Origin of the sequence: Bacillus sp. KICET-3 (assembly GCF_033261025.1) — a bacterium.
In the GTDB taxonomy this organism is placed as follows: Bacteria; Bacillota; Bacilli; order Bacillales; family Bacillaceae; genus Bacillus; species Bacillus sonorensis.
In genome coordinates, this window is the sequence record NZ_CP137345.1 from 4,486,604 (window position 1) to 4,510,407 (window position 23,804).

Consider the following 23,804-nt stretch of genomic DNA (forward strand, 5'->3'; position numbering starts at 1 on the left):
CAGGTGTTGTGTTTGATCACAACACCTTTTTTTTACACATCTCTCTGACGACCTCGGCTAAAAGGCCGACTCCCCTTTTAATATCTTCATCCGCCGCCGTCAAGCTGATCCTGATACACTCCCGGGCATGAGGCAAATGACTTGATGTATGATGAAAGAATGAGGCGCCGGGCACGATGATGACATGTTTGGCTTTCAATTGTCTGTACAACTCTATATCTGATGCCGGCAGATTCTCAAACCACAGCCATCCGAATAGCCCTCCTTCTCCTTTGTGCAAATACCATTTGATATCGTCCGGCATGACAGCAAACAGCGTATCCTTTAACAGCCGGAATTTTTTCTCATAGTAAGGCCGGACCTCATGCTGTGAAACAGCGGCAAGGCGTCCGTCATTGACAACGGCTGCCGCCATATACTGACCTAATCTTGAAGAATGAATCGCCGTGTTTGACTGGAAAGCCTCCATGACTTGAATATATCGGGAATGACCGATCGCGATTCCGATTCTTTCACCTGGGAGCCCCGCCTTCGAAAGGCTCATGCAATGAACGATCTGATCATTAAAAACGGGCTCCATGTCAATAAAGTTAAGCGCCGGAAATGGCGGCGCATATGCGGAATCGATGAAGAGCGGAACATTGGCCTCGCGGCACGCCTCAGAAATGAACCGAACATCTTCCTCGGTCAGAATATTTCCGCACGGATTATTCGGCCTGGACATTACGACGGCGCCGATCTCATGGTCGTTCCGCATTTTCCTTAAAAAGCTCTCCCGATCCAATTCATACCGGAACATGTGACGATCCAATTTATGAATCAGCGGTGGAATCCCTTCCACAATGCTCAAGTCCAATGCCGTACCGCTGTAACCCGAATAATCGGGAAGCATTGGTATTAAGGCTTTTTTCACCACAAAGTCGCTTCCCGGACCGCAAAAAGAATTGATGGCAAGAAAAAACAACTGCTGACTTCCCGCGGTAATCAATACATTCTCTTTTTGAAGCTCAAGATCATAATGTTCAGAAAAGAACCGGACAATGCTTTGAATCAGCTCGTCCGTTCCATAGCTTGATCCGTATTGGCTGATAATCGGAGCGATTTTGCCGTCTTCGAGCAAGTCTGCCAAAGCCGATTCCCACATTGCGGCCGCTTCCGGCAGAATCATCGGATTGCCAGCGCTCAAATTCGTATATTGCTTGGAGCCGTCTGCGAGTACTTCCTGAATATCGCCCATCACCGCCCTGACTCCTGTCTTTTTATTCATTTTCTGACCGATGAGGCTTAGGTTTGGTTTCAATGCTTTTACCTCTCATTGTGAAATATTAGATAAGGCGTATCGATTTGGTTGTTTGTATCATATATAAAATATTGCGGCGGGACGCTAAACCGCTCCCCTTTGTTTCCGGGCGGCAAATACTGCCTGACATAGCGTTCCGCCTCTTTTTTATATTCGATGTCATCTTCTATTTCTTCTAATTCTTCTATTTCTGCGACAAGCTTTTTCAAATCGTCCATGCATAAGGAAAGATCGAATGATATGGGCTTTTCTTTTCCCCTTTGGATGGAGTGGCCGTTTTCAATGAGCCAGCTGAACAGGAAAAAGCCTGTTCCCGAGTCGAAGTTTTGTGTGGCATTATGCTGGCTTGGATATCGCAGCAGCCGTTCAAACAGGACGAACTCAATGATTTCTTCCCAATCCTTATATTGCCGCTGTGATAAAGCCAGGATCGATTGGCAGTCCACTTTGATTTCTTCCAATATTCCCGCAAAAAAATTCATTTTCGCGTGAATATGTTTATGAAACGGCTTTTTGCCGCAGTGATGGTAATAGTCGTGCAAATATCCCCAGAGAACCCTTGCTTCATATGTGCTTTCCGGAGATATATTCGCCGACTTGAAAGAGACGTTTTCAAAAATGGCTTTTGCCCTTTTTAATGTATCTTCATGATAGATTTGATAAAACTTATTAAAATAAAATATCGCAAACGTTTGCGAGGTGATTTTCTCTTTTGTTTTGACATTCTCCGGGAAAAACACGATGCATTTTTCCTCTGTGAACCCCTTTGTTCCTGTGATCAGCTTGAGCGATTGGCAGCCGTTTTCAGGGTGGGGCAGCTCCTCTTCAATCGGCTTCATCATCGCCGGCTCGTCTCGAACGGCGAAAAACGCTTCAAAAAAACAGCCTTTTGTATGCGGCCCGTTGGGCGTCACGACAGGAGCGAGAAAGAAGGTCGCTTCCTGGTCTTGCGGAGGGCGGTAGGCCGTTAATAAACGGTCAAAATACGGAGTCTCTCCCAATCCGCGGCTGATCCAATCCTGGACATCCTCTTTGAAAGCGGAAGCCGCATCTTGTAAATCAACCGCCTCATATATCATGCCCGCGTCTTCGCTCAACTGCAGCAGAAGCTGTTTTGCCCTCTCGCGGTTTTCTGCAATTTCACCTTTTTCGTTTTGATATGTCTGCAGTTCATGAACCTGCGGCACAATCTTTTCGTCTACCAAATTGACAATATCACGCGTCAACGTCTCCATCGGTTTCCTCCTTCATGTTTTTGAAGCCCGTGAATGGTAAAACACATCGGCACTTCACCGAAATCTTTTATGACCTGCAAATGGTTCTCATCAGCAGCTTTAATCGTTGTAATGCAGCCGTCAGCTGCATTTGACGCGCATGCAATCGCCGCTTGGGAGTTGCTGTTGACCAATTGAACTTCATCACTGAACAGTTTTGCAAGATGAGCAGGTGCAGGATGGGAAGCGATTGTTTTGATATCTGCTTCTTTCGTGTTTGGCTTTGCGGCAAACACCATGTTATATGTCGGCATAACAAAACTATCAATGATTTCTAAATCCAGTAAATTCTCAAATACGATGTTGTGCAATAACGGGTAGACCGCACAGCCCAACAGGACAGAATTTTCAGTCATTTTTACATGCGGCAATGCTTCTTCAAGTGTTTCATACAGTCTGACTTCCCCTTGAAGCCCTTGGTTCTTAAGCCATAAGAGGCCCGCCTTTTCACAATTTGTACCTCTTGGACCTAATGTGTGAACAATCATCACGGCTTGATCTTCCTGCACTTTAGTCGCGATCATCTTAACCTCCTATTGTACCCGTCAGGTTATTTTTATAAATGATGGCAAGCTCATCATCCAATTTACGGTAAAACGATTCGCATTCCTCATATGAATCATGACTTGTTAAAATAAACCCCGGGTATCCGGAAAAGTGCGGGTAAGGAAGAATCTCGGCCCCGGTTTTGATAAATTGAAAAACCCGCTTGACCTCCGGCATTTGTTTGACGGCTTCAAGGCCATCGATTTGTTCAAATATACCCGAACCCTGTACGGGAATGATGTAGTTTCCGGCCGTCCTTTCCGCGCGAATCTCTTCAAGATGCTTGTCCAGCGGTTCAAAGGCATTTTGAATGACCAGTTTCATAAAATTGATGCCCGTACTCTCTTTTACGATGTAATGAGAAATGCCGGATCCGCCTATTCTCGCCCCTACCTCAATCACATAAGGCTTTCCGGTTTTATCCAGCCTTAATTCGGTATGTGCCGGTCCGTGGCGAATGCCTAACGCTGAAACGGCGCCCGTTACTTCCTTGATGATCGAAGCGCGCGATTGGTCATCCAATTGCGCCGGCGCAATATAGACGCCTTCTTCAAAAAAAGGTCCTTTGCTATTGCCTTTATAGCCGATCGACAAAACGTGGACCTTGCCTTGAACAGACAATGTTTCAATCGCAAATTCGGGCCCGTCGATAAATTGCTCAACGACAATGCCTCTTTTCCCTTTGACAAACTGTTTAAGGTCCCCTTGATTGATCACCTCCACTTTTTTGATCGCTTCTAAGAGCTGTTTGCGGTCATCGGCCCGAACGACGCCCTGGCTTGAAAAGCCGTTGATCGGTTTCACGACTAAAGGAAATGTCAGTTCCACATTCTCCAAGTCTTCATATGCAGCCACTTCATAGAAGAGCGGCGTATTTAGACCGTTTTGCTGAAGAATGCTGCGGGTTTCGTTCTTATTACGGCAGTTTTCAATCGTTTTTAAAGGAAGGCCGGGAAGCTTTAATTCCGCAGCGGCTTTGGCGGTAAAACAGAGCGCGGGCTCGAACAATGTCATGACTCCGTCGAATGGAAATTCGACAAATGTTTTCTTCACGATATCCATTGCCTCATCTTCATTTTCAAACAGCGGGATCCCCACAGACCTGACCACTGACGGAAGATTTCCCGGGGAATCTTCCCTCGAATGATAAAAAAAAGTAACTTCTATTCCTAAACGCTCCGCTTCTTCAAAAATAAAAGGCAACTGTTTATTTTGGCATATGATGGCCAAGTGTTTGTTGAGCTTTGTCAATTTTCGCGATCCTCTCTTCTTTTTTTAGGTTAATAAACATCACTCCAAAAATCACAAACAATGTTCCTGCATAAATATTTGCGTTTAATTGTTCATCCAAAAAAAGAAAACCGATATAGAGAGCAATGACAGGGGAGATAAACAGATGTGAAGTCGCTTTTGAGATGTGCCATTTTTTCAGCAAATAAATATTAATCCAAAAACCCAATATCGATCCAACGATCGCCAGGTATAATAATGAATAAAGGCTGATGCCGGAAAATGTCCTTGTTCCGCTTTCGAAAATAAAGCTGCTGATCAGCAACACCATTCCGCCGCTCAGCATGGACAAAGAATTGAAGCTTAAAATCGGAAGCGTGCGGATTTTTTGCTGCACTTTGATTTGGATAAAAGCTGAACCGAACATCGCGCATAAAATCACGGCCATGGCGATGATTTCAATCACATCAACCTTGATAAACAACTGATTTCCAAATACGACCATAATGCCGAGCAAAGCGAGGACGATGCCCCACTTTTGAATCTTTGTCGCCGGGGTTCCTTTTACCAGCCGATTGATGATCAAAGCAAAGACGGAGATGCTCGCTGCTAAAATGGATACCAATCCGCTTGGCAAATAAAGCGAAGCCCAATAGACAGAGCCAAAAGGAATGGAAAAATACATGATGCCATTGAAAAAAGATAGCATTAGCAGTTCCTTTGAGAAAACAAATTGCTTCCGCATCAAAAGAAATGCGGCAATGATGACGCTCGCAATCATAAAACGCATGCCGGCCGACCAAAACGGCAGGCTGTCCTTCAGTCCGGTTTTTTGCACAGCCCACGTCGTGCCGCCGATTAAGCATAAAAGCCCAAATAAAACATATACACGGTACTTGAAAAGATTTGTCAGCATATTACACTTCACCTTATTCGTTATCGTCTTGCTATTTTCAGAAAATTACCTCTTTTCTGATCGAAATGGATTATGAGGGAAATTATAACTTTTATATCAATTGCAGTCAATAACATTTAGAATCTCTTAACAATTATATATAAAAAAACACTCACCATAATGCAGTGAGTGTAAGCGGAATCGTTAGACATTCAATTTGCGGGCCGCGGCCGCTTTGCCGGATGACCCGAATTCCCTCATTTTGCTTTTTACCGTTTCCTTGACGGCGCTGATCCCAGGCGCCATATAGGCGCGCGGTTCATATAAATCCAGATTTTCTTTAAACATGCTCCGGGTTTCTTCAGTCCAGGCCACCATGCATTCGGTATTAATGTTGATTTTCGCATGGCCGAGTTTGATCGCTCTTGCAATTTGATCAGCCGGGATTCCCGAAGCCCCATGGAGAACAAGCGGAACATCGGTTGCAGCAGAGATCTCTTCCATTTCCTTGAATCCCAGCTTTGGCTCGCCTTGATATTTGCCGTGGACTGAGCCGAGAGCGGCAGCCAATGCATCGATATCGGTTTCTTTCACAAGACGTTTGCATTCTTCAAGGTCTGCATATTTCACTCCGCCAATCAGGCCGTCTTCCATACCGCCGACCGTGCCGACCTCTGCTTCAACCGACACATTGTAACGTCTGGCATATGATAAGACTTCTTTTGTCATGGCGATATTTTCATCGATCGGATCATGCGACCCGTCAATCATCACAGAGCTGAACCCTGCGTCAATCGCCTGTTTACAGCGTTCAGGACTGCTTCCGTGATCAAGGTGCAGGACGACGGGAACGGTAATCGACATTTCTTCAACCAGTGCCGAAACCATGGCTGATACCGTTTTAAAGCCCCCCAAATAATCGATTAAACGATCTGAGGCGGCTGCAATGACGGGTGACCGTTCTTCTTCCGCCGCCTGTAAAATCGCCTTTGTCCACTGAAGGCCGTTAATATTGAACTGTCCGATCGCATAATGCTGATTCTTTGCTTCTCTAAGAAGCTCCTTCATGGAAACGAAAGCCACGTTCACCCCTCCTATCTCCAGTTATATCTTGAAGTATTTTGAGACAACATCAACCGTTGTTTTTTTTGCCGTTTTAATCGTTTCTTCAGCAGCCATCTTATAATATTCTGGTCTGAACAGCTCAACAGACACAACGTCTGAAAAACCGATTTCTTTTAACGTCGATAAGTGGGCATCCAAATCAATGGCCCCCTGTCCCGGCCATACGCGGTCTTCGTCAGTTAAAAAGCCGATCGGAAAATCCTCTGTATCATCAATATGGTAAATAAAAATTTTCTTTCCATCGGCCTGTTTCAAGTCTTGAAGGTCAGATCCCATCGCATGGAAGTGGAAGCTGTCAAATACAAGGCCGACATTGTCGCGGCTTACGGCGCTGACGATGTCATATGCCTGTCTGAATGTATTGACCGTGCATTGCGGATGCCCGACAAACTCAAGGGCTATCTTGACGCCGTACGGTTCGGCGATATCGGACAGTTCTGTCAAGACATCGACGCAGCTTCTTTTAATCTCTTCTTTTAAGATTTTTTGTTCTGTAACAAGCGGAACAGCGACGACATATTTTACGCCGAGCGTCTGGCATATGTCCATCATGTTTTTAAATTCGGCGATAATCTCCTGATGCCCCTTCTCATCGCGGTTGTTGAAAAATACTAAAGCGTTTAATGCAAGCGGTTTGATATGGTGGGTTTGAAAGTACTCCGCCAATTCCGAGAGAGAGTGGTCTTTTAAGTATTCCGGCAGCTTATCCATCGTCCGTATCTCAATATAGTCGTATCCGTGTTTTTCACAATATTCAAGATCTTTTGCAAGGTTTGAGTTTTCCAATGTCGTTGCTTCATTAAAGCATAGTTTCATCTCGCGATTCTCCTTCTCTCATGTCCTTGTGAAGAGAGTTCGGCACGGCGCCGAACTCGAGGCTCATCCTAATAATTCCTGTTTCAATTTTTCAAGCATGAATCTGCTTGATTCATCCGCTCTTTCACCGACCCAAGCAAAAACGGCATTGGTCGCAATTCCGTCGAACTTCATCTCTCTCAGCTTTCTGAAAATCGTATCAAAATCAACCTCGCCTTGACCAATGTCCAAATGCTGGTGAACCGTTACTTTCGCGTCAGGCGGATTGACGATGTAGCGCAGGCCATGAGCCGCTTTATGGTTATAGGTATCTGCAAATAAAACATGTGTGAGGCGGTCGCCTGCTTCGTCAAACATGGTTTCGATATCGCCTTTGCCGTCATCATAGAAGAATGTATGCGCAGTCGAGTAGACAAGGTTGATCCAATCCCGATCAAGCGCGCGGATCATATCCATCGCACCTTTGTGCGTTTCGATAAAATCGTACGGATGGGCTTGAAGATTCAGCTTAATGCCTTCTTTTTCAAAGACGGGAATCAGTTCATCCATGGATTTGATAAATTTTTCTTCACTTGTTAAAGGGTCATATTTTGAACCGCTGAATTCGCTGTTCATCAAATCCACTTCAAGCTCAACCGCAATTTCGATCGCCCTTTTCCAATTGCGCACCGCTGCCTGACGGCGATCTTCATCAGGACCTGCCCAGTGGTAAAGCGGGAGGAGCGATGAAAGCTTAACACCTGTATCCCTTAAAAGACGCTTTAATTGTTTGATCTTTGCTGAATCGACTTTCGGATATTTATAGAATGGGCAAAAATCTTCGCGCGGCGATAGTTCGATATATTCGTAGCCTAGCTCCGCCGTTTTATAGACCGTTTCCTCCAAAGTTAAATCATCTCGATACATCGATGGATCCAATGCTAATTTCATATTTTTTCACTCCTCAATGTTTTTATTTTTGCACAGTTGTAAACGATTGATAGAATTCCGGTTTCTCCTGGAGTGCCACAGGCTCTTTCTGTCCGGATTCCTGAGCTTTTACGCAGGCGTCCGTCGTCACGGCTGCGATATAGCCGTCCCATGCGGTCGGTCCGCTGACTTCGCCTTTTTGTTGGATCGAGTCAATGAAATCTTGAATTTCCACATCATACGCGTCCACAAAGCGGCGCTGCCAATCCATCAGGATATCTGTAGAGAATTTTCCGTCTTTTCGCACCGAGATGCTTGCTGGCTCGGGAAGCTTGATGATGCCGTCTTCGCCGACGATTTCACATTGGATGTCGTATCCGTATTTGCAGTTGACATAGATTTCAGCATTGATGACGATCCCGCCTTTTGTCTCGACCACTACAATTTGCGGATCTTTTAAATGCGGCAGCGCGTTTTTCGATTTTTTCGGATAGATGACCTGGACGGACTCGTAGTCATCATTGACGAGCCAGTGCAGCACATCAATTTCATGAACAAGCGTATCAACAACGGCCATATCCGTTGTATAGTTTTCTCCCACTGCCGGATTGCGGTGCGCGCAGTGAATCATAAGCGGCTCGCCAATGACATGGTTATCGAGCGCTTCTTTCAGCTGTACGTAACCGCTGTCATAACGGCGCATAAAGCCGACTTGAACGAGTCGTTTGCCTGCCTTGATTTCTTCATTGACGATCCGCATGCAGCCTTCCGCAGTCGTCGCTAAAGGTTTTTTCACAAAATACGTATTTATTCGCTTTAATCGCTTTCAGCACGCTTGATTCATGAGCCGGACCCCAGCTTGTCACCAAGACGGCGTCTACGTTTTCGGCTGCGATCAGGCTGTCGTCATCCGGATAGACTTTGGCATTCAAACTGTAGTCGGCTACGACTTGCTGAGCTGCCTCCTGGTTTACATCGGTGACCGCGACAATTTCTCCGCCGGCTAATTTATTCGTGATGCGGTTGATGTGCTCTTTTCCGATTGCTCCTGTACCAATAACACCAATGCGTAATTTCATTGATAGCCACTCCTTCAAAAGTAGTTACATAATTTTTTTTGTCTGTACTTGCTCAACTTGAGCTGGCGGAGTTCCATACAGCTCTTTTTGAATTTGTTCAAGCGACTTGCCGGATGTATTAGGTGCGAATACAAGCCCGATGATCATGCTGGCTGTTACACAGCCGAGGAGAATGGCGGCCATAAATGCAATTCCAAAATTCGAGATGATCATTGGGACGAACAGACTCCAGGCTCCGATTGAGATGCGAACAAGAAAGAACATCAGCCCTTGTGCAGATGCACGGTATTCTGTCGGGAAAATTTCGCTGGCCCATAATTGATAGTTCGCCTGTTGTCCGGCCCCATTGTTGATGCCGATCATCACGATAAAGAGGATGAGAATCGGCATGCCCTCTGCCGGAAGCAGAAACAATGACCAGCCAATCACCGCCGCAAATGCGGAGATTCCAAACACTGTCTTTCTGTATTTGTCGGCAAACGGCATGAAGATAAAAGCGACACCAAGCCCGGTGAAAATAAACAGCCCCATCTGCAAAATGTTTGCCATGTTTGCTGACACACCGCCGACTTGCTGATAAATGTAAGGCATAAAAAATCCCATGACACCGGCCGCCAGATTCCAAATCAAGTACACACCCATTAAAAATAAAATGCTTTTTAAAAACTTAGGCTGAAGTAAATCAAGATAGGACGTCTTCCTGACGGCTTGAGCCGGTTCAGCTTTATCCTGCCAGGCATCGGATTCCGGCAGCCTTTTGCGCAGAACATAGGTGATCAGTGCGATGACAAGCAAATGCCCAAACACGATTTTATTGCCCAATAAGCCGAAATCACCCAGCAGGACCGACAGCAACAGAACCACAACCGCTCCCGCAGCCCATGCGACTTGCGCAACGCCGCAATGACGGGCCCGGTTTTTCTTAGGCGCGTTCTCTGCGATAATCGTCCAAGAAGCCGTAATATCAGCTCCTACCGACAAACCGATAATAATGTAACCGCTTAACAAAATAGGGAAGCTGGCGCCGAACAATACTAAACAAATCCCCAGTGCATAAACAAGCATACTGTTCGTATAGACAGCTTTCCGGCCAATTTTGTCAGCCAAAAAGCCGCCGAGCAGCGCTCCGATCGCTGCTGAGATGGCGTTCGCGCTAAACGCGCCAAGCAGCCCGATCTGTGTATCAGAAAGCTTTAGATAACTGACCCATAAAGATAAACCTGCCGATCCTGCCACAATGGAGCCTGCATCAATGTAATTTGCCAAAGCTGCCGCGACGGTTCGTTTATTGAATGGTGAGACTGCTGCATTTCCATTGCTCAATTTAGAGCCCCCTTAATTGGTTGCTGCGACATTCAACAAGTGACGGTCAATATATTTTCTGGCGATCAATGCGTATTCAAGCGGATTTGCCACATCAGGATCCTGTTCGGCCTCCACTACGATCCATCCGGAATAGCCGTGCTGCAGCAGCTTTTCATATACTTCTTTAAAATCGATGCAGCCGTCGCCTGGAACGGTGAACATTCCTTGCAAAAACGCTTGTTGAAACGATCTTCCTTCCGCCTTGCATTTCTTCATGACATTCAGGCGTGCGTCCTTAAAATGAACATGTTTGATCCGGTCGATATGCTTTTCAAGAATGTTCATATAATTTCCGTCGGAAATGTAGGCGTGCCCCGTATCATACAGAAGGTGCACAAGCGACGGGTCAGTTCCTGCCATGAGCCGGTCAACTTCTTCTTCTGTCTGCACGCCTGTGCCGAGGTGATGATGGTAGACAAGCTTCAGGCCGTACCGGCCGGCGATTTCCCCGAGGTGATTTAAACCTTCGCATAGCCGCAGCCATTCTTCATCGGTGAAATAAGGCTTTTCTGTAAACACGTTTTTATCCAAACCCTGCACGCTGTACGTCTGTTCTGATACGACCGCAACATCTGCATGGACGTCTTTCAAGTACTGGCAGTGAGCCGCAAATTCCTTGGCCGCTTCTTCAACGCCGTTACGAAGGATATAGCTGCTGAACCACTTGCCGGCAATCTTTAGATTTCTCAGCTCGAGCTCTTTATTGAGAATGGCCGGTTCCGGAAAGAAGCCGCCCACTTCCGTGCCTTGAAAGCCTGCAACGACGATATCGCTTAACAAATGCTGAAGGGTGTTGCCCGCTCCGATTTCCGGAATATCATCATTCCGCCATCCTATGGGGGCAATGCCCCATAGAATTTCTGACTTGGTCATCCTGGTGCCTCCTTTAATACTGCTTTGCAGATTCGAGCATTTTTTCTTTGGCTTCATACGCTTTTTGAACGCTTTCCTGTTCTGAAACCTCTGCAACCCCGACATGCCACCAGCTGTCATAACCGTCAGTCATCGTCTTCGGCAGCACTTTCATTTCAATCAATGTCGAGACCTCTTGTTTTTTTGCATCTTCAAGTGCGGCTTTTAATTCTTCAACCGTGTTGGCGCGGTATGTTTTGGCTCCGTAGCCTTCAGCAACTTTTGCATAATCGACGTTGAGAATCTGGTTGTCATCCGTTCTGAATTCGCAATAGTAGCTGCCGCTTCCATGATCCATCTGGAGGTTGTTGATACAGCCAAACCCGGAGTTGTCAAAAAGCAGGACATTGATTTTCTTATTGTACTGAATGGCTGTGATCAGCTCTGAGTGAAGCATCAGGAAGCTGCCATCCCCAACCAGTGAATAGACCTCTCTGTCCGGATGAGCCAATTTCAGCCCGAGTGTGCCGGATACTTCATAACCCATGCAGGAATAGCCGTATTCCAGGTTGTACGTATTCGGTACGTTTGAATGCCACAGCCGCTGCAGGTCGCCCGGCAGAGAACCCGCTGAACAAATGACAACGCTGTCTTCATCGATTGTCTCATTGATCGCCAGCAAAGCGGTCGTTTGCGGAAGCTCGGTTTTCAGTGCGTCGGCATATTCATTCAGCACTTCTTGAGAAAAGTGATCTTTAATTTCAGGCGTAAAGTTTTCGCGCTTAAATGTGACTTTGCTCAAGCGGTCGCGTTCAGCAAGCCATTCGTCTTTCAGCTCCCGAATGAGTGAACCGAACTCGCTCTTATATCCTTCCAATAAGCCGTGCAGCTTGCCGAGCGTCGCTTTCGCATCTGCCACGACCTGGAATGCGTCAAGCTTATAGGCCTGCATTCTGCTGACATTGATGTTCAAAAATTTTGCGTTATCAAAATCAAACGCCGTTTTTGAAGAGGTCGCAAAATCGGTATATCGTGTTCCGATCCCGATGATGAGGTCGGCCTGGCGGGCTGCTTTGTTGGCAGCGAGCGTACCTGTGATGCCCATTCCGCCCAAGTTATTTGCAAAGTCAGCTTCCACCGTTGATTTGCCGGCCTGTGTTTCAACCAATGGTATGTTGTATGCTTCGGAGATCGCGATCAGTTCGTCCCGGGCACCGGAATATTTCGCCCCGCCGCCGACTAAGATAAGCGGTTTTTTGCTCGATTTGATCAGCTCTGCCGCGCCTGTCAGCTCGCGTTCGCTCGGCTCCCTGCGGTCAATGTAGTGAACGCGTTTTTGAAAGAAGCTTTCATCAAAGTCAAATGCTTCACCTTCGACATCCTGAGACAGGCAAATCGTTACCGGACCGGCCTTTGCCGGGTCTGTCATCACTTCAAACGCACGAATCAGGCTGCTCATTAATTGTTCGGGACGTGTAATGCGATCCCAATACCTTGAGACCGGCTTCAATGCATCGTTCGTCGTAACCGCTGCGCTGTATTCCTGCTCCACTTGCTGAAGAACCGGATCAGGCTGTCTCGTTGCAAATGTGTCAGCCGGAAGCAAAAGAACCGGAATATTGTTCGCGAGCGCTGTTCCTGCGGCAGCCACCAAATTCGCGGCTCCCGGTCCGACGGACGTTGATACGGCATAGATTTTTCTTCTCAGCATTTGCTTGCTGTAGGCCATTGCCGCATGAGCCATTCCCTGCTCGTTTTTCCCCTGGAATACTTTCAAATGACCGGCATCCTGCTCAAGCGCCTGGCCGATCCCGACCACGTTTCCGTGTCCGAAAATTGTGAAAATCCCTTCGACAAACGGCGTTTCCTCTCCATCAACATTGACGTACTGCTGATTTAAGAATTTAATTAACGCTTGTGCTGTTGTTAAACGTATTTTCTTGCCCACAAACGATCCCACCTTTACTCATTCTTTTCATTTAAGACTGTAAGACTGCGCCGCAATGAGCTGCTCGATTTCCTCAACGGTCGGCATGGCTTCGGATGAACTGTGCTTGCTGACGACAATAGAGGCGGAGGCGCTGCCGTATTTCAATGCCGTTTCGATTGTCTTCCCTGTCACAAGGCCGTAGAGGAAGGCTGAAGCATATGAGTCGCCTGCTCCAAATGTTTTCAGAACCTTTGTTTTGTAAGCTTTCGCGCGGAAGACCTCTCCCGATTTGCTGTATGCATACGACCCTTCCACACCGTGCTTGATGACGACAAGATCCGCAGAATGTTCGAATAAATGTTTCACTGATTCTTCATTGCTTCCTCCGCTGCGGTTTTCCATCACATCAAATTCATCGCGCGTCCCGATGACGACGTCGGACTGCTCGGCGACCAATGAATAGTAAACAGCGGTCTCTTCCGCTGATGTCCATGTGTACGGACGGTAATCAAGCTCGAATACAACCTTGACCTGGTGCTTTTTCGCCAGCTGAACGGCTTTTAAAACCGCTTCGCGGGACGGACTTTTTGAGAGCGCCGTACCGGAGACCAAGAGCATCTTCGCTCTGGCGATGTAGTCCCCGTCAACTTCCGAAGGAGAAAGGTAAAGGTCTGCGACATCATCCCGGTACATCAAAATGCTGCATTCTTCAGGGCTTTTGATTTCCGTAAAAGCGAGGCCTGCTTTATGTCCGTCTTGATCAACAACCATTTGCGATGTGTCAACACCCGTATTTCTCATATAGGACTCTATAAATCTGCCATGCTGGTCGTCCGGAATTTTGCCGATGAAACCGGCCTTCAATCCCAACTTTGAGCTGCCGATCGCAATATTCGCCGGCGAGCCGCCGACATATTTCGAAAACGTCATCGTTTCTTCCATCGGCCGGTTGTATTCGACGGCATTTAAGTCAATGCACGCGCGGCCGATCGCCACAATGTCAAATTCCTTCTCTTCATTAAACGTATATTTCATCTTCAACAGCCACTCCTCGCCTGATTGTTAGCGTTCCAAAATCCACTCATGATCCGGATCATTGTGAAACTTCCACTTGCGCACCGGTCCTGCCATGACATTCAAATAATAAGACGTATACCCATCAGGAACACCCACCGGGTGATAGCCCGCCGGCACGATGACAACGTTTTCATTTTCTACTGTCATCGTCTCGTCAATTGAGCGGTCATCCGTATAGACGCGCTGGAATACAAAACCTTGGGCAGGATCAAGTTCATGATAATAGGTTTCTTCTAAAAACGATTCTTCTGGCAGATTGTCTTGATCGTGTTTATGAGGCGGGTAACTTGACCAATTTCCGCTTTCTGTGTAGACTTCAACGACTAACAGGCTGTTCGCCGAAGGGTCTGAATCCGGAAGAATATTATGGACGGTCCGTTTATTGCTAAACTTCCCGCGATGCTCGACGCCGTTATCTTCCGCTTTGATCAATTTTGTCGGCAGCTGTTTTTCTGAAGGGGAATAACAAAGGGCTATTCTTGCCTGGGTAACCGCAGTCACTTCAAATGCGCGGTCATTTGACACATAGACGCTGTCCGTCGGTTTTTTTTCAAATACGCTATCCCTCGTTCCGATGTTCTCAAATGTCGCTTCATGATCAGATACGGTAATTTTTCCAGTAACCGCAACAATGCAGCATTCCTGCTTGGTTAATTCCTCTGAATAGCGGGATCCCGGCGCGAGGTCGACGACCTTGAATTCTACATAGCGAAGATCGGAATTTGAGGCCGTCACCTCATGAACAACCTTGACGCCTTGTGAAAGCTCTGCCTCTTGCGGCTTGCGCAACAAATGACTCATTGAAAAAGCCTCCTTTTTATATCTTGAAACATGGGCCGAACAGCGTGAGGTCCACGCCGTTCGACAGTTATCATTTATTCATTGAAATCAGGGGCCGGATATCTTGCAGTCACGACTTTTTTGCGCGTATAGAAATCAACGCTGTCTTTTCCATTGGCATGCAGTGTTCCAAAGAAGGAGGACTTCCAGCCGGAGAATGGGAAGAAGGCCATTGGAGCCGGCACGCCCAGATTGATGCCAAGCATTCCCGCATCAATGTTCTCGCGGAAATAGCGGATGGCGTTGGAATTGGATGTAAACAAACATGCGCCGTTGGCAAATTCAGATTTGTTGGCGACTTCAATCGCTTCTTTTAAGTTTTTCACACGGATGACCGACAGAACAGGCGCAAAAATTTCGTCTTTCCAGATCGTCATATCAGTTGTTACATTGTCAAAGATCGTCGGACCGACGAAATAGCCGTCATCAGACACATTTTCACGGCCGTCGCAGACGAGTCTGGCGCCTTCTTCAATCCCTTTTTGTATATAGCCGAGCGTGCGCTTTTTATTTTCTTCACGAATGACCGGACCTAAGAACACGCCGTCATCCAGTCCGTTTCCGATTTTGACCTCGGACGCTTTTTTAAGCAATTTCTCCATAAAAGCATCGGCGATTCCTTCTTCTACGGTTACAACCGCACAAGCCATGCAGCGCTCACCGGCTGAACCGAAAGCGGCACCGATAATATTCGTGACCGTATCTTCCAGATTGGCATCATTCAGCACAATGGTGTGGTTTTTGGCGCCTGTCAAAGACTGAACGCGTTTTAAATGTTCGCTTCCTTTTTTATAGACATACTCCCCGACCGGTTTGGAACCGACAAATGAAATCGCTTTAATTTCCGGGTGCTCGAGAATTCCGTTTACGACGTCATGCGCGCCGTACACAACATTGAATACACCTTTAGGAAGCCCCGCTTTTTCAAAAAGCTCAACCAGCTTCTCTGTTAACAGCGGTGTACGCTCAGATGGCTTCAGAATAAATGTGTTTCCTAAAGCAATGGCCATTGGGAACATCCAGCACGGAACCATCATCGGGAAGTTGAACGGTGCGATTCCGCCGACGACTCCAACAGGGTAGCGATAGTTGGCGGCTTCGACATCAGTCGCAATCGTTGCAAGCGAATCGCCCATCATTAATGAAGGGGCTCCTGCGGCAAACTCGACATTTTCTATTCCGCGCCCGACTTCGCCAAGCGCTTCTTTTGTGTTTTTTCCATTTTCAATCGTTATCAGGTGTGCAAGCTCTTCTTTATGCTGGGTCAGAAGCTGCTGAAAGTTAAAAAGAATTCTCGCCCGTCGCGGTACGGCAACTTTTGACCATGTTTTAAACGCTTCTGCCGCTGTTTGTGCAGCGTATTCGATATCTTCCCGCGTAGAAATCGGCACTTGGCACAGTACTTCTTTTGTAGCAGGATTGACGACATCCTCATATTTATCGGTTTTGCTTTCAACCCATTCGCCATTAATATAGTTTCTTAGCTTTCTGATTTCTGCCATCCTTATAACCTCCTTAAATATTAAACGTCTGCTGGTACAGATGTTGGCAGGATTTAACCATCATGAACGGCTATTGCTCATTGCATGACAGATTTCGCAAAAGGCGGAAATGAAACGCTTACAAAATCAAAAGAACCGAAAACGGAATGAAAAGCTTTTTTTCAGCTCAACATTTTCATCAAATTTTATCACGTTTTGGTTATTTCTTGGTTATATTCTAATCTGATTATACCCATAAGTCAATCATAAAAAAATAAATTTTTTCTTGTTGAAACCTTGAAACTATTTATATAATAAATGTGTAATAAAATGGAACGCAGTCAAATCTTGCAAAAAATAGCCACCAATGTTATCATTTTTTAAGCAATTATTGATTAACTCTTGGATTTCTTATATATTTAATTAAAGATATTAGAAGGAGATATATGTATGAAATTGATGCGGATAAAGGAGATGGAGGAGTACATTTTGACCAATGGCACCGCTTCGTTAGATGAACTTTGCCAGGTCTTCAATGTCTCCAAAAACACGGTCAGACGCGATATTAACAAATTGACTGAGAAGGGCGTCATCCAAAAAGTATACGGCGGTGTGACGGCGATTGAGAAAACGGCGTTGATCCCATTTGAGAATCGCACAATCCAAAATAAAGACGCCAAAACGAAAATCGCCCATTATGCTTCACAGTTCATCGAAGATCACGACCTTATATTCATCGATTCCGGCACGACGACAAGATCGATATTGGAAACTCTTGATCCAAATAAAAATGTAACCGTTTTAACAAACAGCCTGGATATTATCAATGCTGCCGCAGCTCTGAAACATATTAACCTGATTATCATCGGAAGCAACTTTAAGCGAAAAACACAGTCCTTTGTCGGGATGGATGATCCGAGCACATTGGATAAATACAACATCAACAAAGCGTTTATGTCGGCGACCGGGGCGACTCTGACACACGGGCTGACAAACTCGGATCTGCTCGAATATGAAATCAAAAAGAAGATTTCCGAAAAAGCAAAAGAAGTGTACTTGCTCGCTGACCGTTCCAAATTCGGCAAATCGACATTGCTGACATATGCGCGTTTTGACAGGCTGCATGCCATTGTCACGTCAAAACCGCTCGATGAGGAGTACAACACATTCTGCAACGAGCATAACATTGAAATCCATCTGGCTTAGCATGTTATAGTTGAAGTGAACAGCTTGGCCGGTATTGCCGGCCGGGTCCATATATATTAGGAGGGGAAATCAATGAAAAAAGTTAGAATGGGCAAGTCAGACTTACATGTATTTCCGATCGGTCTTGGAACAAATGCAGTCGGCGGCCATAACCTTTATCCAAATCTCAATGAAGAAACAGGAAAAGAACTGGTCCGCGAAGCGCTTAAAAACGGCGTGACATTGCTGGATACCGCATACATATACGGAGTCGGCCGTTCTGAGGAGCTGATTGGCGAAGTCCTCCGCGAATTTAACCGCGAAGATGCCGTCATCGCAACAAAAGCCGCCCACAAAAAAGAAGGAAACGACTTTGTCTTTGACAACTCTCCGGAATTTTTGAAACAATCCGTAGACGAAAGCTTAAAGCGGCTGCAAACGGATTACATCGATCTCTTCTATATTCACTTCCCTGACGAACACACACCGAAAGATGAAGCGGTCGAGGCGCTGCATGAGCTGAAGAAGGCGGGAAAAATCCGGGCGATCGGTGTTTCCAATTTCTCTCTCGACCAGCTTAAAGAAGCAAATAAAAACGGGCTTGTTGATGTTTTGCAAGGCGAATACAATCTGCTGAACCGGGAAGCGGAAACGACCTTTTTCCCGTATATACAGGAGCATAACATTTCGTTCGTTCCATATTTCCCGCTTGTTTCAGGGCTCTTGGCCGGAAAATATACGGAAGACACGACATTCCCTGAAGGTGACCTCCGCAGGGAAATGGAAAACTTCCAAGGCGAACGCTTTAAAGAAAACATCAAAAAGGTAAACAAGCTGGCGCCGATTGCGGAAAAGCATGGTGCCGACATCGCGCACATCGTATTGGCCTGGTATCTTGCAAGACCGGAAATCGATATTTTGATTCCTGGAGCGAAACGTGCAGATCAGCTGCTGGATAATATAAAAACGGCTGAGATCAAACTGTCGCAGGACGATATCGACTACATCGACCAGCTGTTTGCATAATAAAAAGAAACCATTCTAAAAACCTATCTTTCATGATAGGTTTTTTCTTTTTGCAGTTTATCGCTAAAACACGTTGACAGCGTTTCCAATTCTGATATGATAGGGAATAAGTTAATCATAGTGATGGAGATTTGGGAGATCCACTGGAAGAACCTCAGCATTTAGGAGGTTTTTTGGGGATCTTTTTTCTTTGCCGCTATATTAACAGATCAAATCGATGAAGGAGGAAAGGAAACATGTGAGGAATGACCTCAAATTGATCACTCAATCTTTTTCATAAAAGAAAGGGGAAACGATGATGAAGGGACTTTTACGAAACGTATTGATGTCTGCCGCACTGATTGGGATCGGTTTTGGGATCTGCGGCAAAGCGGAGGCGGCAGCACCGGCCGGCAAACCGCTGAACCCGAATCAAATATTAAATGTCGCACATCGCGGGGCATCGGGCCATGCTCCTGAACATACTCTATTGGCCTATAAACTCGGACAGCGCATGAAAGGCGATTACATAGAAATCGATCTTCAAATGACAAAAGACGGCCGATTGATTGCCATGCATGATGAAACATTGGACCGGACGACAAATGGAACCGGACTTGTCAAAGACCATACGCTAAAGGAAATAAAACAGCTGGATGCCGGGTCCTGGTTTAATGAAAAGTATCCCGAATTGGCGAAAAAGGAGTATGTCGGACTAAAGGTTCCAACACTTGAAGAAGTGATTCAAACATTCGGCAAAAACGCCCGCTACTATATTGAAACAAAATCGCCGGAAGTATATCCTCAAATGGAAGAAAAGCTGCTCAACACCCTGAATAAGTATAAATTAACAGGGCCAAATGTTCATTCGAATAAAGTCATCATTCAATCTTTTAGTCCTGAAAGCTTGAACATTATTCATCAATTAAACCCTGCCATCCCGCTTGTGCAGCTGCTCTGGTACGATGGGCCGGCTTCCATTACGGATGATGAGCTGAAGGCGTATAAGACGTACAGCGTCGGCCTCGGGATGAACTTTGATCAAATTGATCAGGCATACGTTCAAAAGGTGCGCAAGGCCGGACTGCTCATACATCCTTACACCGTCAATGAAAAAGAAGACATGCGAAGGCTGCTGGATTGGGGCGTCACCGGAATGTTCACCAACTTTCCCGACCGCTTGCAGCAAGTTTTACAAGAAAACAAGTATTGATTTGTAGGAGGAAAACATGATTAAGCTTTTTAGACCTGCACCGCCGATTGACAGATTGCCTGACGAAAAAATCGATTCTGAATACAAGAAATTCAGACTGCAGGTTTTTCTTGGCATCTTCATCGGATATGCAGCATATTATTTGATTCGCAAAAATTTCTCGCTGGCTATGCCGTATTTTATTGAAGAAGGGTTTTCAAAATCACAGCTCGGCCTGGCCTTATCCGCCCTTTCACTTTCTTACGGGATCAGCAAGTTTGTGATGGCGACCATATCAGACAGGAGCAATCCGCGGATGTTCCTGCCTGCCGGCTTGATTCTTTCCGCCGTCATCAGCCTGCTGATGGGGTTTGTTCCTTTCTTTACTTCATCTATCGCCATCATGTTCATCATGCTGTTTTTAAACGGCTGGTTCCAAGGGATGGGCTGGCCTCCATCAGGCCGCGTACTTGTTCACTGGTTCAGCGTAAGCGAAAGGGGAAATAAAACGGCGATTTGGAATGTCGCCCACAATGTCGGCGGAGGGCTGATGGCTCCGATTGCTGTTGCCGGTGTCGCGGTATTCTCCGGAATCACCGGAAGTTCTTCAGGGTATGAAGGTGTCTTTATTTTACCAGCACTGGTTGCCATCGTTGTAGCAGTTATTTCATATGTATTAATCCGCGATACCCCTCAGTCTGTTGGACTGCCGCCAATTGAAGAATATCGCAATGACTATTCAACAAAAACGAAAAAAACGTTTGAAACGGAGCTGTCGACTAAAGAGATTCTGTTCAAATATGTGTTGAATAATAAATGGGTTTGGGCCATCGCGCTGGCAAACATCTTCGTCTATTTCGTCCGCTACGGCGTATTGGACTGGGCGCCAACCTATTTAAACGAAGAAAAAGGGTTTGATATGAGCAAATCAAGCGTCGCCTATTTTCTGTATGAATGGGCGGGCATTCCGGGGACGCTGCTATGCGGCTGGATCTCGGATAAATGGTTTAAAGGACGCCGCGGTCCCGCCGGTTTCGTCTTTATGCTCGGCGTTTTGATTGCTGTGCTGGTGTATTGGTTCAATCCGGCCGGAAATCCGGTGGTGGATATGATATCCTTGATCGCGATCGGCTTTCTTATTTACGGTCCGGTTATGCTGATCGGCTTGCAGGCGCTTGACTTTGTTCCTAAAAAAGCCGCCGGCACCGCCGCCGGACTGACCGGTCTGTTCGGCTACTTGGGAGGCACAATGACCGCCAACGCTCTAATGGGGGTCATCGTCGATTCAGCCGGCTGGAACGCAGGATTTACATTATTAACGGCATCATGCGCAATTGCCGCCCTCATATTTGCGATGACATGGAATGTGCGGGGACAGGAAGTTGTCAAACATTAAGTGAAGAGATACATCTCAGTCTGAGATGTATCTTTTACTAAGTTTTCCATAAAATTTTTTCCAGCCATATTCGTTTGGCTGTTCGCTCCCACCTAACCACTTCCACAAAAAAAGCCCATCTCAAGAAACCTTGAGATGCGGCTTATTTATTACGCCATCACTTTGCATATATCGTTTGTAAACTCGACTGGATCATCGATCGGCAGGCCTTCGATCAGCAGCGCCTGGTTGTACAGGAGACTGGTATACAGTTTGAATTTATCTTTGTCGTTTTCAAAAGCGTCCTGCAGCGTTTTGAAGACGTCGTGATTTGTATTGATCTCCAGCACTTTGTCTGCTTTGACATGCTGATTGTCAGGCATCGCGTTTAAAATTTTCTCCATTTCGATTGTGACTTCGCCGTCGGCAGCAAGGCATACGGAATGGGTTTTCAGGCGTTTTGACGCCCTTACGTTTTTTACTTTGTCCGCCAGTATGCTTTTCATTTCGCCAAACAGCTCTTTGTATTGATGTTCATCCGCATCTGTATTGTTTTGGTCCTTGTCTTCTTCGATTCCCAGGTCTCCGCTTGACACGGATTTAAATTCTTTTTCCTCATACTTCGCAAGCATTTTTATGGCGAATTCATCAATATCTTCGGTGAAATATAAAATTTCGTAGCCTTTTTCAGAAACAAGCTCTGTCTGAGGAAGCTTTTCAATCCGGTCATATGAATCGCCTGACGCATAATAAATATATTTTTGGTCCTCAGGCATTCTTGATACATACTCGTCAAGCGTGACAAGCTTTTTCTCCTTGGAAGAGTAGAACATCAGCAAGTCCTTCAGCACATCCTTGTTGGCGCCGAAATCGTTGTAGACGCCAAACTTGAGCTGTCTGCCGAACGATTGATAGAATGATTCATATTTTTCCCTGTCATGTTTCAACAGATTTTTCAATTCATTTTTGATTTTCTTGCTGATATTTTTGGCAATCAGCTTGAGCTGGCGGTCATGCTGGAGCATCTCCCTTGATATGTTGAGGGATAAATCCTCTGAATCTACCATTCCCTTCACAAAGCTGAAGTGGTCAGGGAGCAGATCAGGGCATTTCTCCATGATCAATACACCGTTAGAGTACAGCTCCAAGCCCTTCTCAAATTCCTTTGAATAATAGTTAAACGGCATGTTCTCCGGAATGTATAAAATAGCATGGTATCTCACCGCACCGTCGACACTTGTATGGATATGGGCAAGAGGTTTGTCAAAGCCGTAGCGCTTTTCAGCATAAAACGCTTCATAATCCTCTTTTGTAAGCTCGTTTTTATTTTTCCGCCAAATCGGCACCATACTGTTGACCGTCTGCTCTTCCTGGACTTCTTCGAATTCGTTTTCGCCGTCCTCTTTCGGTTTATTGACGGTGACATCCATCTTGATCGGATAGCGAATGAAATCGGAATATGATTTAATGATTGATCTCAAACGGTGCACATCAAGGTATTCATCATAATTTTCATCATCCGTGTTTTCTTTCAATTTCAACATAATATCTGTGCCGACATGATCTTTTTGGCACGGCTCGATCGTATACCCGTCGGCTCCCGCGGACTCCCACTTATACGCTTGGTCGCTGCCATGCGCCTTTGTGATGACTGTGACAACGTCGGCTACCATAAAAGCGGCGTAAAATCCAACGCCGAACTGGCCGATGATATCATGCCCGTCTTTTACTTCGTGTTCCTGTTTAAACGCAAGTGAACCGCTTTTCGCGATCGTTCCGAGGTGCTCCTCCAGCTCCTCTTTTGTCATGCCGATTCCCGTATCTGATACAGTCAATGTTCTGTTTTCCTTATCAGATTTCACCTTTATGTAATAATCGTCCTTGTTAAACGTCAGTGAATCGTCTGTCAGCGCTTTGTAGTAGATTTTATCGATGGCGTCGCTCGCGTTAGAAATCAGCTCCCTTAAAAAGACTTCCTTTTGGGAGTAAATTGAGTTGATCATGATGTCTAACAATCTTTTGGATTCTGCTTTGAATTCTTTTTTAGCCACCTTTTCTCTCTCCTTTTGTTTTCAAACCGACTTTTCAATATCTTTCCTATTCATATTTTAAATAACATACCGGCTGATTGATGTCAAATTGTAAAAAATGCCGCTTGAAGGAGCATTTTTTACAATTTGACAACCGTACTTCCTCTTCATATAATTTGATATGAAGAAAATTTTGACTGTATGAGGTGGAAAGGAATGAAAATCTTATCAACTGTTCTTAAAAGAGAATTGGCTTAAAGACGGGAGAAGTCTGCCCTTTTTTAGACAAGCCATCTCG

At 45.8% G+C, this 23,804-nt stretch carries 19 protein-coding genes and 1 pseudogene; 4 read left to right on the top strand and 16 right to left on the bottom strand.

Features of this window, described 5'->3' with window-relative positions; genetic code table 11:
• Positions 1 to 16: 16 nt before the first annotated feature.
• The 15 genes and pseudogenes from R5H20_RS22845 to iolA form a co-directional block, all read right to left on the bottom strand.
• Positions 17 to 1,300 (bottom strand): valine--pyruvate transaminase, encoded by a 1,284-nt coding sequence (locus R5H20_RS22845; protein ID WP_006639711.1) that lies wholly within the window; start codon positions 1,298 to 1,300, stop codon positions 17 to 19.
• A gap of 5 nt (positions 1,301 to 1,305) precedes the next feature.
• Positions 1,306 to 2,535: a DUF6421 family protein gene (locus R5H20_RS22850; RefSeq protein WP_006639712.1), complete on the bottom strand. Its 1,230-nt coding sequence runs from the start codon at positions 2,533 to 2,535 to the stop codon at positions 1,306 to 1,308.
• The gene (locus R5H20_RS22855; protein WP_006639713.1) at positions 2,523 to 3,098 is read right to left on the bottom strand and encodes a prephenate dehydratase domain-containing protein; all 576 of its coding nucleotides are present in this window, start codon (positions 3,096 to 3,098) and stop codon (positions 2,523 to 2,525) included. Before R5H20_RS22855 ends, R5H20_RS22850 begins: the two co-directional genes overlap by 13 nt.
• Before the next feature lies 1 nt (position 3,099).
• Complete coding sequence (locus R5H20_RS22860) at positions 3,100 to 4,371, bottom strand: ATP-grasp domain-containing protein (RefSeq protein ID WP_006639714.1); 1,272 nt, start codon at positions 4,369 to 4,371, stop codon at positions 3,100 to 3,102.
• The gene (locus tag R5H20_RS22865) at positions 4,328 to 5,266 is read right to left on the bottom strand and encodes a DMT family transporter (protein WP_006639715.1); all 939 of its coding nucleotides are present in this window, start codon (positions 5,264 to 5,266) and stop codon (positions 4,328 to 4,330) included. The genes R5H20_RS22860 and R5H20_RS22865 overlap by 44 nt, the downstream gene beginning before the upstream one ends.
• A gap of 183 nt (positions 5,267 to 5,449) precedes the next feature.
• Positions 5,450 to 6,328, bottom strand: a complete 879-nt coding sequence (gene fba / locus R5H20_RS22870) for a class II fructose-1,6-bisphosphate aldolase (protein ID WP_006639716.1) — start codon at positions 6,326 to 6,328, stop codon at positions 5,450 to 5,452.
• Positions 6,329 to 6,349: 21 nt separating this feature from the next.
• The gene (gene iolI, locus R5H20_RS22875) at positions 6,350 to 7,186 is read right to left on the bottom strand and encodes a 2-keto-myo-inositol isomerase (RefSeq protein WP_006639717.1); all 837 of its coding nucleotides are present in this window, start codon (positions 7,184 to 7,186) and stop codon (positions 6,350 to 6,352) included.
• A 63-nt stretch (positions 7,187 to 7,249) separates the two neighbouring features.
• A complete protein-coding gene (locus tag R5H20_RS22880) occupies positions 7,250 to 8,116 on the bottom strand; it encodes a sugar phosphate isomerase/epimerase family protein (RefSeq protein WP_006639718.1) in 867 nt (288 codons plus the stop codon).
• 22 nt (positions 8,117 to 8,138) lie between these two features.
• Positions 8,139 to 9,174 (bottom strand): annotated as a pseudogene (locus R5H20_RS22885) (Gfo/Idh/MocA family protein).
• A 24-nt stretch (positions 9,175 to 9,198) separates the two neighbouring features.
• Entirely contained in the window at positions 9,199 to 10,497 is a 1,299-nt protein-coding gene (locus R5H20_RS22890; RefSeq protein WP_006639719.1) for an MFS transporter, read from the bottom strand.
• 12 nt (positions 10,498 to 10,509) lie between these two features.
• Positions 10,510 to 11,412, bottom strand: a complete 903-nt coding sequence (gene iolE, locus R5H20_RS22895; protein ID WP_006639720.1) for a myo-inosose-2 dehydratase — start codon at positions 11,410 to 11,412, stop codon at positions 10,510 to 10,512.
• Between the two features lie 13 nt (positions 11,413 to 11,425).
• Positions 11,426 to 13,339 carry a 3D-(3,5/4)-trihydroxycyclohexane-1,2-dione acylhydrolase (decyclizing) gene (gene iolD / locus R5H20_RS22900; protein WP_006639721.1) on the bottom strand — a complete coding sequence of 638 codons (1,914 nt, stop codon included), beginning with the start codon at positions 13,337 to 13,339 and terminating at the stop codon, positions 11,426 to 11,428.
• A 27-nt stretch (positions 13,340 to 13,366) separates the two neighbouring features.
• A complete protein-coding gene (gene iolC, locus R5H20_RS22905; protein ID WP_006639722.1) occupies positions 13,367 to 14,356 on the bottom strand; it encodes a 5-dehydro-2-deoxygluconokinase in 990 nt (329 codons plus the stop codon).
• Positions 14,357 to 14,383: 27 nt separating this feature from the next.
• A complete protein-coding gene (iolB, locus tag R5H20_RS22910) occupies positions 14,384 to 15,199 on the bottom strand; it encodes a 5-deoxy-glucuronate isomerase (RefSeq protein ID WP_029419761.1) in 816 nt (271 codons plus the stop codon).
• A gap of 74 nt (positions 15,200 to 15,273) precedes the next feature.
• Positions 15,274 to 16,740 carry a methylmalonate-semialdehyde dehydrogenase gene (gene iolA, locus R5H20_RS22915; RefSeq protein WP_006639724.1) on the bottom strand — a complete coding sequence of 489 codons (1,467 nt, stop codon included), beginning with the start codon at positions 16,738 to 16,740 and terminating at the stop codon, positions 15,274 to 15,276.
• 429 nt (positions 16,741 to 17,169) lie between these two features.
• Between iolA and R5H20_RS22920 the strand changes: the two genes are divergently transcribed.
• The 4 genes from R5H20_RS22920 (at position 17,170) to glpT (ending at position 21,497) form a co-directional block, all read left to right on the top strand.
• Entirely contained in the window at positions 17,170 to 17,925 is a 756-nt protein-coding gene (locus R5H20_RS22920; RefSeq protein WP_006639725.1) for a DeoR/GlpR family DNA-binding transcription regulator, read from the top strand.
• 72 nt (positions 17,926 to 17,997) lie between these two features.
• Positions 17,998 to 18,930, top strand: coding sequence for an aldo/keto reductase (locus tag R5H20_RS22925; protein ID WP_006639726.1), 933 nt, complete (start codon positions 17,998 to 18,000; stop codon positions 18,928 to 18,930).
• A gap of 298 nt (positions 18,931 to 19,228) precedes the next feature.
• Positions 19,229 to 20,122, top strand: coding sequence for a glycerophosphodiester phosphodiesterase (locus R5H20_RS22930; RefSeq protein ID WP_006639727.1), 894 nt, complete (start codon positions 19,229 to 19,231; stop codon positions 20,120 to 20,122).
• Positions 20,123 to 20,138: 16 nt separating this feature from the next.
• Positions 20,139 to 21,497 (top strand): glycerol-3-phosphate transporter, encoded by a 1,359-nt coding sequence (gene glpT / locus R5H20_RS22935; RefSeq protein ID WP_006639728.1) that lies wholly within the window; start codon positions 20,139 to 20,141, stop codon positions 21,495 to 21,497.
• A gap of 149 nt (positions 21,498 to 21,646) precedes the next feature.
• On the opposite strand, the gene htpG is transcribed toward glpT, so the two are convergent.
• Positions 21,647 to 23,527 (bottom strand): molecular chaperone HtpG, encoded by a 1,881-nt coding sequence (htpG, locus tag R5H20_RS22940; protein ID WP_006639729.1) that lies wholly within the window; start codon positions 23,525 to 23,527, stop codon positions 21,647 to 21,649.
• Positions 23,528 to 23,804 lie beyond the last annotated feature (277 nt).

Coding starts and splice junctions, on each gene's coding strand:
- R5H20_RS22920 (WP_006639725.1), top strand. CDS start 17,170: ATGAAATTGATGCGGATAAAGGAGATGGAGGAGTACATTTTGACCAAT.
- R5H20_RS22865 (WP_006639715.1), bottom strand. CDS start 5,266: ATGCTGACAAATCTTTTCAAGTACCGTGTATATGTTTTATTTGGGCTT.
- R5H20_RS22850 (WP_006639712.1), bottom strand. CDS start 2,535: ATGGAGACGTTGACGCGTGATATTGTCAATTTGGTAGACGAAAAGATT.
- glpT (WP_006639728.1), top strand. CDS start 20,139: ATGATTAAGCTTTTTAGACCTGCACCGCCGATTGACAGATTGCCTGAC.
- iolC (WP_006639722.1), bottom strand. CDS start 14,356: ATGAAATATACGTTTAATGAAGAGAAGGAATTTGACATTGTGGCGATC.
- iolB (WP_029419761.1), bottom strand. CDS start 15,199: ATGAGTCATTTGTTGCGCAAGCCGCAAGAGGCAGAGCTTTCACAAGGC.
- iolI (WP_006639717.1), bottom strand. CDS start 7,186: ATGAAACTATGCTTTAATGAAGCAACGACATTGGAAAACTCAAACCTT.
- R5H20_RS22880 (WP_006639718.1), bottom strand. CDS start 8,116: ATGAAATTAGCATTGGATCCATCGATGTATCGAGATGATTTAACTTTG.
- R5H20_RS22855 (WP_006639713.1), bottom strand. CDS start 3,098: ATGATCGCGACTAAAGTGCAGGAAGATCAAGCCGTGATGATTGTTCAC.
- iolA (WP_006639724.1), bottom strand. CDS start 16,740: ATGGCAGAAATCAGAAAGCTAAGAAACTATATTAATGGCGAATGGGTT.
- iolE (WP_006639720.1), bottom strand. CDS start 11,412: ATGACCAAGTCAGAAATTCTATGGGGCATTGCCCCCATAGGATGGCGG.
- R5H20_RS22925 (WP_006639726.1), top strand. CDS start 17,998: ATGAAAAAAGTTAGAATGGGCAAGTCAGACTTACATGTATTTCCGATC.
- R5H20_RS22930 (WP_006639727.1), top strand. CDS start 19,229: ATGAAGGGACTTTTACGAAACGTATTGATGTCTGCCGCACTGATTGGG.